This window comes from Arthrobacter sp. Y81, from assembly GCF_002929335.1.
Lineage (GTDB): Bacteria > Actinomycetota > Actinomycetes > Actinomycetales > Micrococcaceae > Arthrobacter.
This window is the reverse complement of the sequence record NZ_PJIL01000002.1, coordinates 40,923-52,930: the sequence shown is the minus strand read 5'-3', so window position 1 is coordinate 52,930 and position 12,008 is coordinate 40,923. Positions and strand designations below refer to the sequence as shown.

The 12,008-nt window shown below is 66.4% G+C and carries 12 protein-coding genes; 10 read left to right on the top strand and 2 right to left on the bottom strand.

What is annotated here, in order from left to right; all coding sequences use genetic code 11:
* The first annotated feature begins 84 nt into the window (after positions 1 to 84).
* Both hflX and CXQ91_RS03050 read left to right on the top strand, forming a co-directional pair.
* Positions 85 to 1,653, top strand: a complete 1,569-nt coding sequence (gene hflX, locus CXQ91_RS03055; RefSeq protein ID WP_104172462.1) for a GTPase HflX — start codon at positions 85 to 87, stop codon at positions 1,651 to 1,653.
* Complete coding sequence (locus CXQ91_RS03050; RefSeq protein WP_104172461.1) at positions 1,646 to 3,703, top strand: ATP-dependent DNA helicase; 2,058 nt, start codon at positions 1,646 to 1,648, stop codon at positions 3,701 to 3,703. The genes hflX and CXQ91_RS03050 overlap by 8 nt, the downstream gene beginning before the upstream one ends.
* 33 nt (positions 3,704 to 3,736) lie before the next feature.
* Here CXQ91_RS03050 and lexA read toward each other — a convergent pair whose 3' ends face one another.
* Positions 3,737 to 4,486 (bottom strand): transcriptional repressor LexA, encoded by a 750-nt coding sequence (lexA, locus tag CXQ91_RS03045; RefSeq protein ID WP_104172827.1) that lies wholly within the window; start codon positions 4,484 to 4,486, stop codon positions 3,737 to 3,739.
* 341 nt (positions 4,487 to 4,827) lie between these two features.
* On the opposite strand from lexA, the gene CXQ91_RS03040 reads away from it, so the two are divergent.
* The 8 genes from CXQ91_RS03040 to CXQ91_RS03010 all read left to right on the top strand — a co-directional run bounded on the left by CXQ91_RS03040 (position 4,828) and on the right by CXQ91_RS03010 (position 11,341).
* Positions 4,828 to 5,280, top strand: coding sequence for a LysM peptidoglycan-binding domain-containing protein (locus CXQ91_RS03040; RefSeq protein ID WP_374953614.1), 453 nt, complete (start codon positions 4,828 to 4,830; stop codon positions 5,278 to 5,280).
* Positions 5,281 to 5,422: 142 nt separating this feature from the next.
* Positions 5,423 to 6,541, top strand: coding sequence for a histidinol-phosphate transaminase (locus CXQ91_RS03035; RefSeq protein ID WP_104172459.1), 1,119 nt, complete (start codon positions 5,423 to 5,425; stop codon positions 6,539 to 6,541).
* A gap of 89 nt (positions 6,542 to 6,630) precedes the next feature.
* Complete coding sequence (gene hisB, locus CXQ91_RS03030) at positions 6,631 to 7,257, top strand: imidazoleglycerol-phosphate dehydratase HisB (RefSeq protein ID WP_104172458.1); 627 nt, start codon at positions 6,631 to 6,633, stop codon at positions 7,255 to 7,257.
* A complete protein-coding gene (gene hisH / locus CXQ91_RS03025; protein ID WP_104172457.1) occupies positions 7,254 to 8,027 on the top strand; it encodes an imidazole glycerol phosphate synthase subunit HisH in 774 nt (257 codons plus the stop codon). Before hisB ends, hisH begins: the two co-directional genes overlap by 4 nt.
* Positions 8,028 to 8,186 carry a hypothetical protein gene (locus CXQ91_RS24685; protein ID WP_181038755.1) on the top strand — a complete coding sequence of 53 codons (159 nt, stop codon included), beginning with the start codon at positions 8,028 to 8,030 and terminating at the stop codon, positions 8,184 to 8,186.
* 54 nt (positions 8,187 to 8,240) lie between these two features.
* Positions 8,241 to 8,987, top strand: a complete 747-nt coding sequence (gene priA, locus CXQ91_RS03020; protein ID WP_104172456.1) for a bifunctional 1-(5-phosphoribosyl)-5-((5-phosphoribosylamino)methylideneamino)imidazole-4-carboxamide isomerase/phosphoribosylanthranilate isomerase PriA — start codon at positions 8,241 to 8,243, stop codon at positions 8,985 to 8,987.
* 13 nt (positions 8,988 to 9,000) lie between these two features.
* Positions 9,001 to 9,984 carry an SseB family protein gene (locus tag CXQ91_RS03015; protein WP_104172455.1) on the top strand — a complete coding sequence of 328 codons (984 nt, stop codon included), beginning with the start codon at positions 9,001 to 9,003 and terminating at the stop codon, positions 9,982 to 9,984.
* Between the two features lie 58 nt (positions 9,985 to 10,042).
* Positions 10,043 to 11,341, top strand: coding sequence for an MFS transporter (locus tag CXQ91_RS03010; RefSeq protein WP_104172454.1), 1,299 nt, complete (start codon positions 10,043 to 10,045; stop codon positions 11,339 to 11,341).
* Positions 11,342 to 11,421: 80 nt separating this feature from the next.
* Here the strand turns inward: CXQ91_RS03010 and CXQ91_RS03005 are convergent, their stop codons facing one another.
* A complete protein-coding gene (locus tag CXQ91_RS03005; RefSeq protein ID WP_104172453.1) occupies positions 11,422 to 11,820 on the bottom strand; it encodes a DUF1844 domain-containing protein in 399 nt (132 codons plus the stop codon).
* Positions 11,821 to 12,008: the final 188 nt, after the last annotated feature.

Sequence of the window (12,008 nt, the reverse complement as noted above, 5' to 3'; positions counted from 1 at the left end):
AATAGTCGTCAGCCCAGCGCGAATACCGCCCCGCAGACAAGTAATCAGCACTATTCTGAAGGTGTCGAATCTTCAAAGGAGAACATGACCAACCAGCCCAACACCGGATCAGATTCAGCCTCACAGGACATGAGTCCTGAGGAAATCCAGGCTGTCATCGACCGGATTCTGTCCAAGGATGTCCCGGCCCGTTCCGCCAAATCCGACCCGGAAGATCCGCGGGGAGTTTTGGGGTCGGCGCAGGCGATTTCCCGCCAGGACAGCGAACACAGCATCTTTGACGGGGACCAGCAGGACCTTGAAGAACGCCGGGCCCTGCGCCGTACGGCAGGCCTGTCCACCGAGCTCGAGGACGTCACTGAGGTTGAATACCGGCAGCTGCGCCTTGAACGGGTGGTCCTGGCCGGTCTCTGGTCCGAGGGAACCCTGGCGGACGCCGAAAACTCACTGCGTGAACTTGCCGCACTCGCGGAGACAGCAGGCTCGGAAGTGCTTGACGGCATCGTCCAGCGCCGCGCGAAGCCCGACCCCGGCACGTTCCTGGGTTCCGGCAAGGCCCTGGAACTCAAAGACATCGTGATGTCCACGGGTGCCGACACCGTGGTGGTGGATGCCGAGCTGGCACCCTCACAGCGGCGCGGACTTGAAGACATCGTGAAGGTCAAGGTCATCGACCGCACGGCCCTGATCCTGGACATCTTCGCCCAGCACGCCAAGAGCCGCGAAGGCAAGGCGCAGGTGGAGCTGGCGCAGCTCGAGTACCTGCTCCCGCGCCTGCGCGGCTGGGGCGAATCAATGTCCCGGCAGGCCGGTGGCCAGGTGGGCGGCGCGGGTGCCGGCATGGGCTCCCGTGGCCCCGGTGAAACCAAGATCGAACTGGACCGGCGGCGGATCCGCACCCGGATGGCCAAGCTGCGGCGTGAAATCGCCGCCATGAAGCCGGCGCGGGAAACCAAGCGGGCCAACCGCCGTCGTAATTCCGTCCCGTCCGTTGCCATCGCCGGGTACACGAACGCCGGAAAGTCCTCGCTCCTGAACCGGCTGACCGACGCCGGAGTCCTGGTGGAGAACGCCTTGTTCGCGACGCTGGATCCAACCGTCCGCAAGGCGGAAACGGCCGACGGCCTGGGCTACACCCTGGCCGACACCGTGGGCTTCGTCCGCTCCCTTCCCACGCAGCTGGTGGAAGCCTTCCGGTCCACCCTGGAGGAAGTGGCAGACGCGGACCTCATCCTGCACGTCGTGGATGTCTCGCACCCCGATCCGGAAGGCCAGATCGCCGCGGTCCGCGCCGTGTTCAGCGAAGTGGACGCGCGCAAGGTCCCGGAAATCATCGTGCTGAACAAGGCTGATGCCGCGGATCCGTTCGTGGTGGAACGCCTGAAGCAGCGCGAACCACGCCATGTGGTGGTGTCCGCACGGACCGGGCAGGGCATCGCTGAACTGCTGAAGGCGATCAGTGAGGCCATCCCGCGGCCGAGCGTCAAGATGGAACTGCTGATTCCCTACCACCGCGGGGACCTGATCAGTAAGCTCCACGAAGCGGACGCCGAGATCCTTCGCCTTGAGCATGAGGAAGAGGGCACACGTGCCCTCGTCATGGTGCGCGAGGGGCTTGCCTCTGAACTGGAATCCTTCATCAGCAATGTCTGATCCCGGGGCTGGAGAAACCAGCGGCTCTGCCGGCGAGCAGTTCGTCATCGAGCTGCTCGACCGGGCCGTTTCCGGCATGGGCGGACAGAGCCGCAGCGGCCAGCACGAGATGGCCCGGCAGGTGGCACGCGCTATCGACAGCGGCGACCACCTGCTGGTCCAGGCCGGAACGGGCACCGGAAAGTCCCTGGCGTACCTCATTCCGTTGATCGCCCATTCACTGGTCAGCGACAAACCCACGCTCGTCTCCACGGCCACCCTCGCCCTGCAGACCCAGATCGTGGGCAGGGACCTCCCCAGACTGCTGGAAACGATCACCCCCGCCCTTGAACGACCCGTCAAGGTGGCACTCGTCAAGGGCAGGTCCAACTACGTCTGCCGGCACAAGCTCGACGGCGGGTTCCCTTCCGAGGAGCCGTCCGAGGGACAGCTTTTCTCGCTGGGAGAGGACACCAGCGTCCCGCACTTCGCCGCTTCCTTGGGCGGCCCTGCGTCGCAGCTGGGTAAGGAAGTAGTCCGGCTCCGCGAGTGGGCGGAGAAGACGGCCTCGGGGGACCGTGACGAGCTGATGCCCGGTGTGACGGACCGCGCCTGGCGGCAGGTGTCCGTGACGTCGATGGAATGCCTCGGAGCGCAGAAATGCCCCATGGCTGCCGAGTGCTTCAGCGAACTGGCCCGGCAGAACGCGGCCGAGGCCGACGTGGTGGTCACCAACCACGCCATGCTGGCCGTCAGTGCCTTCGAAGGCCTCGCTGTGCTGCCGGAGTACGACGTCGTTGTGGTTGACGAGGCCCACGAGCTGCAGGACAGGGTGACGGGAGCAGTCTCCGGCCAGCTTTCCGTCGCCATGGTCCACGCCGCCGCTTCGGGCGCCCGCAAAAACACCGGCATCACCGTTGATGCGCTCAACAACGCAGCCGCGAACCTTGAGGTGGCCATCGCCGGAGTTCCGAGCGGCCTGCTGCCCAACGGCCTCAACGACGAACAGCTCGACTGTGTGGACCAGCTGCGGGAAGCCTGCCGCGCGGCCCTTTCCGATTCCAAAGGGGACAGCGCCAACACGGCCGACGGCGGGCGGCAGCTTGCGCGGTCACGCCTGATGGTCATCCTCGAGCTTTGCGAACGCCTGATTGCCGCCCGGGAAAACCGCGAGGTGGTCTGGTTCTCGCGTGCCAGCACCTTTGACCCGCAGCAGGGCTACTCGCAGCCGGACGACGCCTCGCCGGCCCTGGTCAACATTGCCCCCCTGAGCGTGGCCGGGAAGCTGCGCGACGGGCTTTTCGCGGGCCACACAGTGGTCCTAACATCAGCCACGCTCGCGATCGGATCGGCCTTCGAACCGGCCGCGGGAGGGCTCGGGCTGGTGGGGCCCGGGGCGCCCAGCTGGACCGGTGTGGACGTCGGATCGCCGTTCGATTACCCCAAGCAGGGCATCCTCTATGTTGCCAGCCACCTGCCGAAGCCCGGACGCGGAACGTCGCCCGAAGCGCTGGACGAGCTCGAGAAACTGATCCGGGCCTCGGGCGGCGGGGCACTGTGCCTCTTTTCGTCGCGCCGGGCCGCGGAGGACGCGGCCGAGGCCATGCGGCCGCGCCTGGATGTCAGCATCCTCTGCCAGGGCGAATCAACCATGACCGCCCTGGTGCGCCAGTTCGCCGACGAACCGGACACGTGCCTTTTCGGCACCATGTCACTCTGGCAGGGGGTCGATGTTCCCGGCGGTTCGTGCAGGCTGGTGGTCATCGACCGGATCCCGTTCCCCAGGCCGGATGACCCCCTCATGACGGCGCGCTCCCGGGCGGTGGCCCAAGCGGGCGGCAACGGGTTTATGTCGGTGTCTGCCACACATGCAGCCATCCGGCTTGCCCAGGGGGCAGGCCGCCTGATCCGTTCTACGGGCGATAAAGGCGTTGTGGCTGTCCTTGACTCCCGGCTGTCCACGGAACGCTACGGGGGCTTCCTCAGGGCCGCCCTGCCGCCGTTCTGGCCGACCACTGATCCTGCGATCGCGGTGGCGGCCCTGAGCCGGCTGGCGAAGGCCCCCGCGTAGGCCGGGCTGCCGGCTGACGCGGGGGATCGGCGGCTACAGCGAGCGGAGAACCGAAACGACCTTGCCCATGATGTTGGCGTGATCGCCGAGGATGGGCTCGTATTGCGTGTTCTGCGGGAGCAGCCAGGTGTGTCCGTCGCGCTGGCGGAATGTCTTGACGGTGGCTTCATCATCGAGCAGGGCGGCCACAATGTCGCCGTTGACGGCATCACTCTGCCGGCGGACCACCACCCAGTCGCCGTCGCAGATTGCCGCGTCGATCATGGAGTCGCCGGAAACCTTCAGCATAAAAAGCTCGCCGTGGCCGACGAGCTGCCGCGGCAGGGGCATGACGTCCTCGACCATCTGGTCTGCCAGGATGGGGCCGCCTGCCGCAATCCTGCCCACCAGGGGGACCATTGCCGTATCCGTTGCCGTCGCCAGTTCGGAAACGGACAAGCCGCCAATGGTGCGCAGCCGGGCAGGCTTCTCCACGCCGGAGATCTTGGCGGTTCCCTCGTCCAGGGTCAGCGGCATGAGCACTTCCATGGCGCGCGGACGCTTGGGGTCGCGCCGGAGGTAGCCCAGCTTCTCGAGCTGTGAGAGCTGGTGCGTGACGCTGGAGAGGCTGGCCAGGCCCACGGTGTCGCCGATTTCACGCATGGACGGCGGATAGCCGTTGTCGTTGACGGACCGCTGGATGGTTTCCAGAATCTTCTTCTGCCGCACCGTGAGGCCCTTGGGCTTCGCTGGTGACTGCTGGCTCCGCTGCGTAGCCCTGCCGCCGGTGGCTTGTGCTGCCATGTTCGCCAACGCCTTTCGTTCCACCCGGCCTCCGTGGCTGCAGCTGCCGGGAACTTCCGGCCTGAAAATGTCAGACCCTGCTGATCAACTGCAGAAGTGGTTGTTCTGTAGCTCAAACGTAGGTCAGCCGCACACGTTTTTCAAACATTTGTTCTAGTGAGTCTCGACAATGTTCGTTAATAAGTGCTAGAACAGAACCAGCAAAGTTCGAATATGTGTTCTAGTCGCAAGCCCCATTCGGTTCTATGTTCGAAGAGTTCGATGTTCGAAGGCCGGGACGGGTGGATGGCATCTTTGGGAACATGCCGGGCGGCACAGTCAGGTCCAGGAGGGCTCAGTTCATGTCAGCAACACGCGCTATTCAGGGTTCGGGTCATCAGCGTTCGAAAGAGCAGCATTCCACCAGCCGGGTAGACCGCGGCTCGGGAATGCAGGGCTTCAACTGGGAGGACGGTCCTTCAGGGAAGGCCAGGTCCGCGCAGCCGCCGCTCCGCCTGACCCGCCGGGGCCGCATCGTCCTGGTGGGCCTCCCGCTGATTCTGCTGTCTGTGGTGCTCATTTCACTGGCCGGCTTCCTGAACTCCCCGGCCAAGGCCGCGGATTCCGTGTCCGAGCTGTCGCTGACTCCAACAGTGTCTGTCACGGTTCAGCCGGGGGAGTCCCTCTGGGGAATTGCCGGGACCGTGGCGCCGGAGCGCGATCCCCGCGACGTGGTGGCGGACATCGTCCAGCTCAACAACCTTGACGGCGGCAAGGTCATGCCGGGCCAGCAGATCTTCGTCCCGTCGAAGTAGAACAGCGGCCCGGACGCCTCCGTGGCCGGGACCTGCCGGGCCCGCCCGCCGCCATGCTGCAGAATCCGGTCCGGGCCTGCCAGCGCAGGCCGGCAGGCGTCACAGTTTCAGTGGCCCGGCCACCCTCACTTAAACTGTTGAAGTGACTGACCAGCTAGAGCGACTGAACCGACTTCCCCTCCGGACCAACTTGCGGGGCCTCACCCCGTATGGAGCGCCGCAGCTGGACGTTCCCATCCTGCTCAACGTCAACGAGAACACCCATGGGGTTCCGGCGGATGTCCTCGCGGCCATTTCCGAGGCCGTGACGGCAGCTGCTGCGGGACTGAACCGGTACCCGGACCGTGAGTTCACCGAACTACGTGAGCGCCTTGCAGAGTACCTCGGGCACGGCCTTGGAGCGGAGAACATCTGGGCCGCCAACGGGTCCAACGAAGTGCTTCAGCAGATTCTGCAGGCCTTCGGCGGGCCGGGCCGCACAGCCCTTGGGTTCCCGCCCACGTACTCCATGTACCCGCTCCTGGCGAGCGGAACGGACACGGAATACATTGTCGGCCAGCGGGCCGACGACTACGGCCTCAGCGCCGAATCGGCAGCCCGGCAGGTCAGGGAGCTTCAGCCCAACATCGTCTTCCTGTGCTCGCCCAACAATCCCACCGGCACCGGCCTGGGACTGGATGTGGTCGAGGCCGTCTACGCCGCCGGGGAGGCCAGCCAGACGGTTGTGATCGTTGATGAGGCGTACCACGAGTTCGCCCACGACGGCACGCCCAGCGCGCTGGCGCTCCTTCCCGGCCGTGAGCGCCTGATCGTGTCCCGCACCATGAGCAAGGCCTTTGCCCTCGCCGGAGCACGGCTCGGCTACATGGCCGCCGCCCCCGAAGTTACTGACGCCCTGCGCCTGGTGCGGCTGCCGTACCACCTGTCCGCCATCACCCAGGCCACGGCCCTGGCCGCACTGACCCACCGCGAAGCCCTCATGGCCGACGTCGAGGACATCAAACTGCAGCGCGACCGGATCGTCACGGAGCTGACGCGAATGGGCCTTAAGCCCGCCGCGTCCGATTCCAACTACGTCTTCTTCGGCGGGCTGGAAAACCCGCACGAGGTCTGGCAGGGACTGCTGGACGCCGGGGTCCTGATCCGGGATGTGGGGATCCCCGGCCACCTGCGCGTCACGGCCGGAACTGAGACGGAAACCACAGCGTTCCTGGAAGCCCTCGAACTGATCCTGACCGGGCAGCCCAGCGTCCCGGCCTAAACTGGAATCAGTCCCACGTCACCAGCGCTCCCGGTTCTCACAAGCCGGCACCCAGACAACACTTCTCCTTCATCTAAAGGACACAACACATGAGCACCACCGGATCCATTGCTGCCGAGGCCCGGACCGCACGCATGGAGCGTGCCACGAGCGAATCGTCCGTGCTGGTCGAGATCAACCTTGACGGCACGGGCGTCTCAGACATCAGCACCTCGGTTCCGTTCTACGACCACATGCTGACTGCCCTGTGCAAGCACTCGCTCATCGACATGACCGTCAAGGCGACCGGTGACATCCACATCGACGTCCACCACACGGTGGAGGACGTCGCCATCACGTTTGGCGAGGTACTCCGCACCGCCCTGGGCAACAAGGCCGGGATCCGCCGGTTCGGCGAAGCCACGGTTCCCCTCGACGAAGCCCTGGCCCACGCCGTGGTTGACGTCTCCGGGCGACCCTACCTCGTGCACGGCGGCGAGCCCGCAGGCCAGGAATACCACCTGATCGGCGGACACTTCACGGGTTCCCTGACCCGCCACGTCTTCGAGGCCATCACCCTGCACGCCGGCATCTGCCTGCACATGAACGTCATCGCCGGCCGGGACCCGCACCACATCGTCGAGGCCCAGTTCAAGGCCTTCGCCCGTGCGCTGCGGGCGGCCGTGGAGCCGGATCCCCGCGTTGAAGGCATCCCCTCCACCAAGGGTGCGCTGTGACCGGCCCGGTCCTCCAGGACGGGGCCATCCTGGATCCTGCGGGGAGCGCGAAGCCTGCGTCTCCGGAAGGAAAACCCACCGTCACCGTGCTGGATTACGGTTCCGGCAACGTCCGCTCGGCGGTCCGTGCCCTTGAGCGTGCAGGTGCCGAGGTCATCCTCAGTGCCAAACCGGAGGATGTCCTGAATGCTGACGGACTGCTGGTCCCCGGCGTCGGAGCCTTCGAGACGGTCATGCGCGAACTGAAGGCCGTGGACGCCATCCGGATGATCGGCCGGCGCGTAGCCGGCGGCCGCCCGGTCCTTGGCATCTGCGTGGGCCTCCAGGTGCTGTTCGAAGCCGGAGTGGAGCACGGCACCGAAGCTGAAGGCATGGGGGAGTGGCCCGGAAAGGTGGAACTGCTGCCTGCCGAAGTGGTTCCCCACATGGGCTGGAACACGGTCACGGTGCCGGAAGGCTCCAAACTGTTCGACGGCGTCGAAAACGAGCGCTTCTATTTCGTGCACTCCTACGGCGTGCAGCACTGGGACTTCGATGTCATCCAGCCCCGCATGGCGGCGCCGCTCGTCACCTGGTCCGAGCACGGCGCACCGTTCGTCGCCGCTGTGGAAAACGGACCGTTGTGCGCCACCCAGTTCCACCCCGAAAAATCCGGCGACGCCGGTGCCCGGCTGCTCCGCAACTGGGTCAACGGCCTGCGCCGCGGCCATGGCCACGCTGCGCAGACAGCCACGCCCACAGCCACTGCGGCAACCGGACCGGCCGCCTAGATGTGGTCGATTGTCCTGATGGGCCTCGCCGGCCTCCTGGTTGGCGGAGCTCTGTCCTTCCGGCAGCAGCACAAGCCGCTCTGGACCCAGATCGTTTTCTACGTACTGGCCGGAATGGCGCTGCTGGCCGCCTACCTGCTTACCCTGCAGGCGAACTAGCACGGCCTGCACCGCTCCACAAACGCAGCTTCACTACAACCTGAGGACCCGAAGATGACCACCGAAACGCCGCTGCCCGTACTCGAACTGCTGCCCGCCGTCGACGTCGTGAACGGCCAGGCGGTCCGCCTGGTCCAGGGCGAGGCCGGCAGCGAAACGAGCTACGGCACCCCGCTGGAAGCTGCGCTGAACTGGCAGGAACAGGGCGCCGAGTGGGTGCATCTGGTGGACCTGGACGCAGCCTTTGGCCGCGGCTCGAACGCCGACCTGCTCCGCGAAGTCGTGGGCCGGCTGGACATCAAGGTGGAGCTGTCCGGTGGCCTGCGCGATGACGAGTCGCTGGAGAAGGCCCTGGACCTGGGCGTTGCCCGGGTGAACCTGGGTACTGCCGCCCTGGAAAACCCGGAGTGGACAGCGCGCGCCATCGCCCGCTTTGGCGACAGGATCGCCGTCGGACTCGACGTGCGCGGGACCACCCTGGCGGGCCGCGGCTGGACCAAGGAAGGCGGCGACCTGTGGGACGTGCTGGCTCGGCTCGAAGAAGCCGGGTGCGCACGCTACGTGGTCACCGACGTCACCAAGGACGGCACCCTTCAGGGCCCCAACGTTGAACTGCTCCGCCAGATGGTGGAGAAGACCGGCAAACCGGTCGTGGCCTCCGGCGGCATCTCCAGCCTTGATGACCTCAAGGTCCTGCGGTCCCTCGTCCCGCTGGGCGTCGAAGGCGCCATCGTGGGCAAGGCGCTGTACGCCGGGGCATTTACGCTGCCGGAAGCGCTGGACGTAGCAGGCCGCCGCTAGGCCCGCAGCCACCATGGACCAGCGACCCTCATCGCCTGCCGGCGGCAGCCCGGCCGGCCAGGAGTCTCCGACCGGGGACCTTGCCGGCGGCCCGTCGAAGGCTGCGCCGCGGGCATCCCGCGAGCTTCCGGGCCACATCGCCGCTGCGCTTGCAGGTTCCGGCGGCGCCACGGACTCCGCCGGGCAGCCCTGGGCAGGCCGCAGCCTCGCCGGTGAAGACGGTAAGATCCACAACTTCGAGGACGACGACGGTACGGCCGACGCCGGGTACCTCGCCGCGGTTGCGGCTCTTCGCTCGGCGGCAGGCGACGAAGCCGCCGTGGTCGCATCGTTGGCCGCGGCCCGGGTCTTCGTTCCCATCGTTGCCCAGCTTGCCGAGGAAGGCGAAGCCGCGGCTACGCCGCACAGTGACAGCCCGCACGGTGAGACCCTGCATGGTGACAAGCAGGCGGACATGGCGCTCGTGACGCTCAAGGCACCGGATGGCCGGACGGCGATGCCGGTGTTCACGTCGGCGGCGGCGTTGGCATCGTGGCACCCGGAAGCCCGGCCGGTGGCAGTCTATGCCCCGCGGGCGGCGCTGTCCGCCGTGGCCGAAGGTGCGGAACTCCTGGTCCTGGACCCCGGCTCGGAGTACACGTTCGTCGTCCGCCGGCCGGCCGTCTGGGCCCTCGCCCAGCAGCGCGAGTGGCTGCCGTCCTATGCGGATCCCGAGCTGGCTCTTGCCATGGGCGAGGCTACGGCGGGCTATCCGCCGGTAAGGCGTGTCGAACTTGAACCGGGCGGCGGCGTTGCCTCGGCCACAGCAGGCGGGGCCGTCGTCCCCGGCGGCGGCCCGGGGCCTGAACTCAGGGTGGTGCTGTATCTGGAAGACGGACTCGACGCTGCCGGTGTCCAGTCAATAGTGGCGGGACTGAACTCCGACTGGTCCCGGAATGCGGTGTTCGCCGAGCGCGTTGACTCGATCGAGGTAAAGTTGCAGCGCGCAGCAGAGTAGCTGGCGGTAAGGGGGACACGTCCCGGACTTGCCGCCGGCAGGATGAAGGACGTAACCCGTGAATTTCGCTCTCTACAAAGAGCTCCTGGCGATCAAGCCTGTGCGACGGCTATTGATTGTGGGAATGATAGCCCGCATACCGCACTCCGCGGCGGGCGTGCTGCTGACATTGCACATCGTCCTCACCCTGGGTGAGGGATATGCCGCCGCCGGCGCAGCGGCAGCCGTCATGACCATCGGCATCGCCGTGGGCGCGCCGTGGCGCGGACGCCGGGTTGACACAGTCGGCCTTCGGAGGGCCCTGATTCCTTCGGTGATCTCCGAAGCCGTCATCTGGTCGGTGGTGCCGCATGTGCCGTACGAATGGCTGCTGGCATTGGTGTTCGTCGGGGGACTCCTCACGCTGCCCATCTTCAGCGTGGTACGCCAGTCCCTTGGCGTCCTGGTTGGCGGCGATCAGCGGCGGACGGCATTCGCCTTGGACGCAATCACCACCGAGCTGGTCTTTATGATCGGCCCCGCCGCCGGCGCGATTGTGGCCACCACCGGCCATTCGGTCATCGGGCTGACGGTGGTTGGCGTGTCCACGTCAGTGGCCGGACTCTTCCTGATGTGGTTCAACCCTCCCACCCGCAGTGCGGCGGCGGATGCTGACTACGAAGCGGACCAGCAGGAAGGCGCCGAAGTGGCCGTGGTCGCAGCGGCTCCGGCGCATCTGCAGGAAGCCGCGGCGGAACTCGCGCCGATGGCGGCCGGTGGGCTTCGGCGTTCGGGGCTGCGGGACAAGGTGGCCCACAACTTTGCCTGGTTCACCGCAGTGGTGGCCGCGGTCTTTGCCGTGGCGGCCGGGGCCGGGATGGTGCTCAGCGGCACGGACGTGGGCATTGTTGCTGCGTTGGAGACCGGCGGGCATCAGGCGGAGATCGGCCTGGTGTTTATCTTCTGGTGTGCGGCCTCCGTGGTTGGAGGGGTGCTCTATGGCGCCATGCACCGGCCCGTTTCGCCGATTCTCCTGCTGCTCGGAATGGCTGCCCTGACCATCCCGATGGGCTTCGCCCAGGACACCCTGACGCTGTGCCTTCTATCGCTGCTTCCGGGGCTGCTGTGCGCACCAGTCCTGTCCTCCGCCTCGGAAAAGGTGGCCGACCTCGTGGAGGAGAGCCGCCGCGGCGAGGCCATGGGGTGGTACGGGTCCGCGCTCACTGCCGGAGTTGCACTGGGTGCTCCGCTGGCAGGCGTGTTCATCGACGGCATCGGGCCCTCCGCCGGGTTTGTCTCGGTGGGTACCGCCGGCGTCGTCCTCTGCCTCCTGGGCCTGGTGCTGCAGCACCTGCGCCGCCGCCGGATGGCCGCCTGACGGCTGACCGGAACCGGCCTGAAACAACGACGGCGGGCGGACCTTCGTTGGTCCGCCCGCCGTCGCGTTCTGTGGATCGCCTAGTTGACCGGCCCGGTGTACTTTTCGCCCGGCCCCTTGCCCGGGGCGTCCGGAATAATCGACTCCTCCCGGAACGCAAGCTGCAGGGAACGGAGTCCGTCGCGCAACGGACCGGCGTGCTGGGAACCGATCTCCGGGGCGGCAGCGGTAACGAGTCCGGCCAGCGCCGTGATCAGCTTGCGGGCCTCATCCAGGTCTTTAAGCTCTTCTGCGTTCTCCTCGGCGGCGAGCCCGAGCTTGACGGCCGAGGCGCTCATGAGGTGCACAGCGGCGGTGGTGATGACCTCGATGGCGGGAACTTCGGAGATATCGCGGATCTGCTGCGACACCTGTTCCTGGCCGCCTCCCTGGCCGGTGGAGGGCTCGAAAACGTGTGAATTACTGTCTGAAGTGCTCATACTGGTAAGCTTGTCACAGACCGACTGAATGTCGTTATTTTGCTATGTGAAACTCGTGGCTGTGAATGTGCAGCTTTCGTGGTTCTTCTGTAGAATTGATTTTCAGTTTGCAAGCGGAGTTCTCTCCCACCCGCGTCAGCCGTTTTCCCAGGAAGCAATTCCCGCGGAAGCAAGGTTGCCGGGTACCT

Excerpts from the sequence above, each read along its gene's own strand:
- hflX (WP_104172462.1), top strand. The coding sequence starts at position 85 with ATGACCAACCAGCCCAACACCGGATCAGATTCAGCCTCACAGGACATG.
- CXQ91_RS03050 (WP_104172461.1), top strand. The coding sequence starts at position 1,646 with ATGTCTGATCCCGGGGCTGGAGAAACCAGCGGCTCTGCCGGCGAGCAG.
- lexA (WP_104172827.1), bottom strand. The coding sequence starts at position 4,486 with ATGGCAGCACAAGCCACCGGCGGCAGGGCTACGCAGCGGAGCCAGCAG.
- CXQ91_RS03040 (WP_374953614.1), top strand. The coding sequence starts at position 4,828 with ATGTCAGCAACACGCGCTATTCAGGGTTCGGGTCATCAGCGTTCGAAA.
- hisB (WP_104172458.1), top strand. The coding sequence starts at position 6,631 with ATGAGCACCACCGGATCCATTGCTGCCGAGGCCCGGACCGCACGCATG.
- CXQ91_RS24685 (WP_181038755.1), top strand. The coding sequence starts at position 8,028 with ATGTGGTCGATTGTCCTGATGGGCCTCGCCGGCCTCCTGGTTGGCGGA.
- priA (WP_104172456.1), top strand. The coding sequence starts at position 8,241 with ATGACCACCGAAACGCCGCTGCCCGTACTCGAACTGCTGCCCGCCGTC.
- CXQ91_RS03015 (WP_104172455.1), top strand. The coding sequence starts at position 9,001 with ATGGACCAGCGACCCTCATCGCCTGCCGGCGGCAGCCCGGCCGGCCAG.
- CXQ91_RS03005 (WP_104172453.1), bottom strand. The coding sequence starts at position 11,820 with ATGAGCACTTCAGACAGTAATTCACACGTTTTCGAGCCCTCCACCGGC.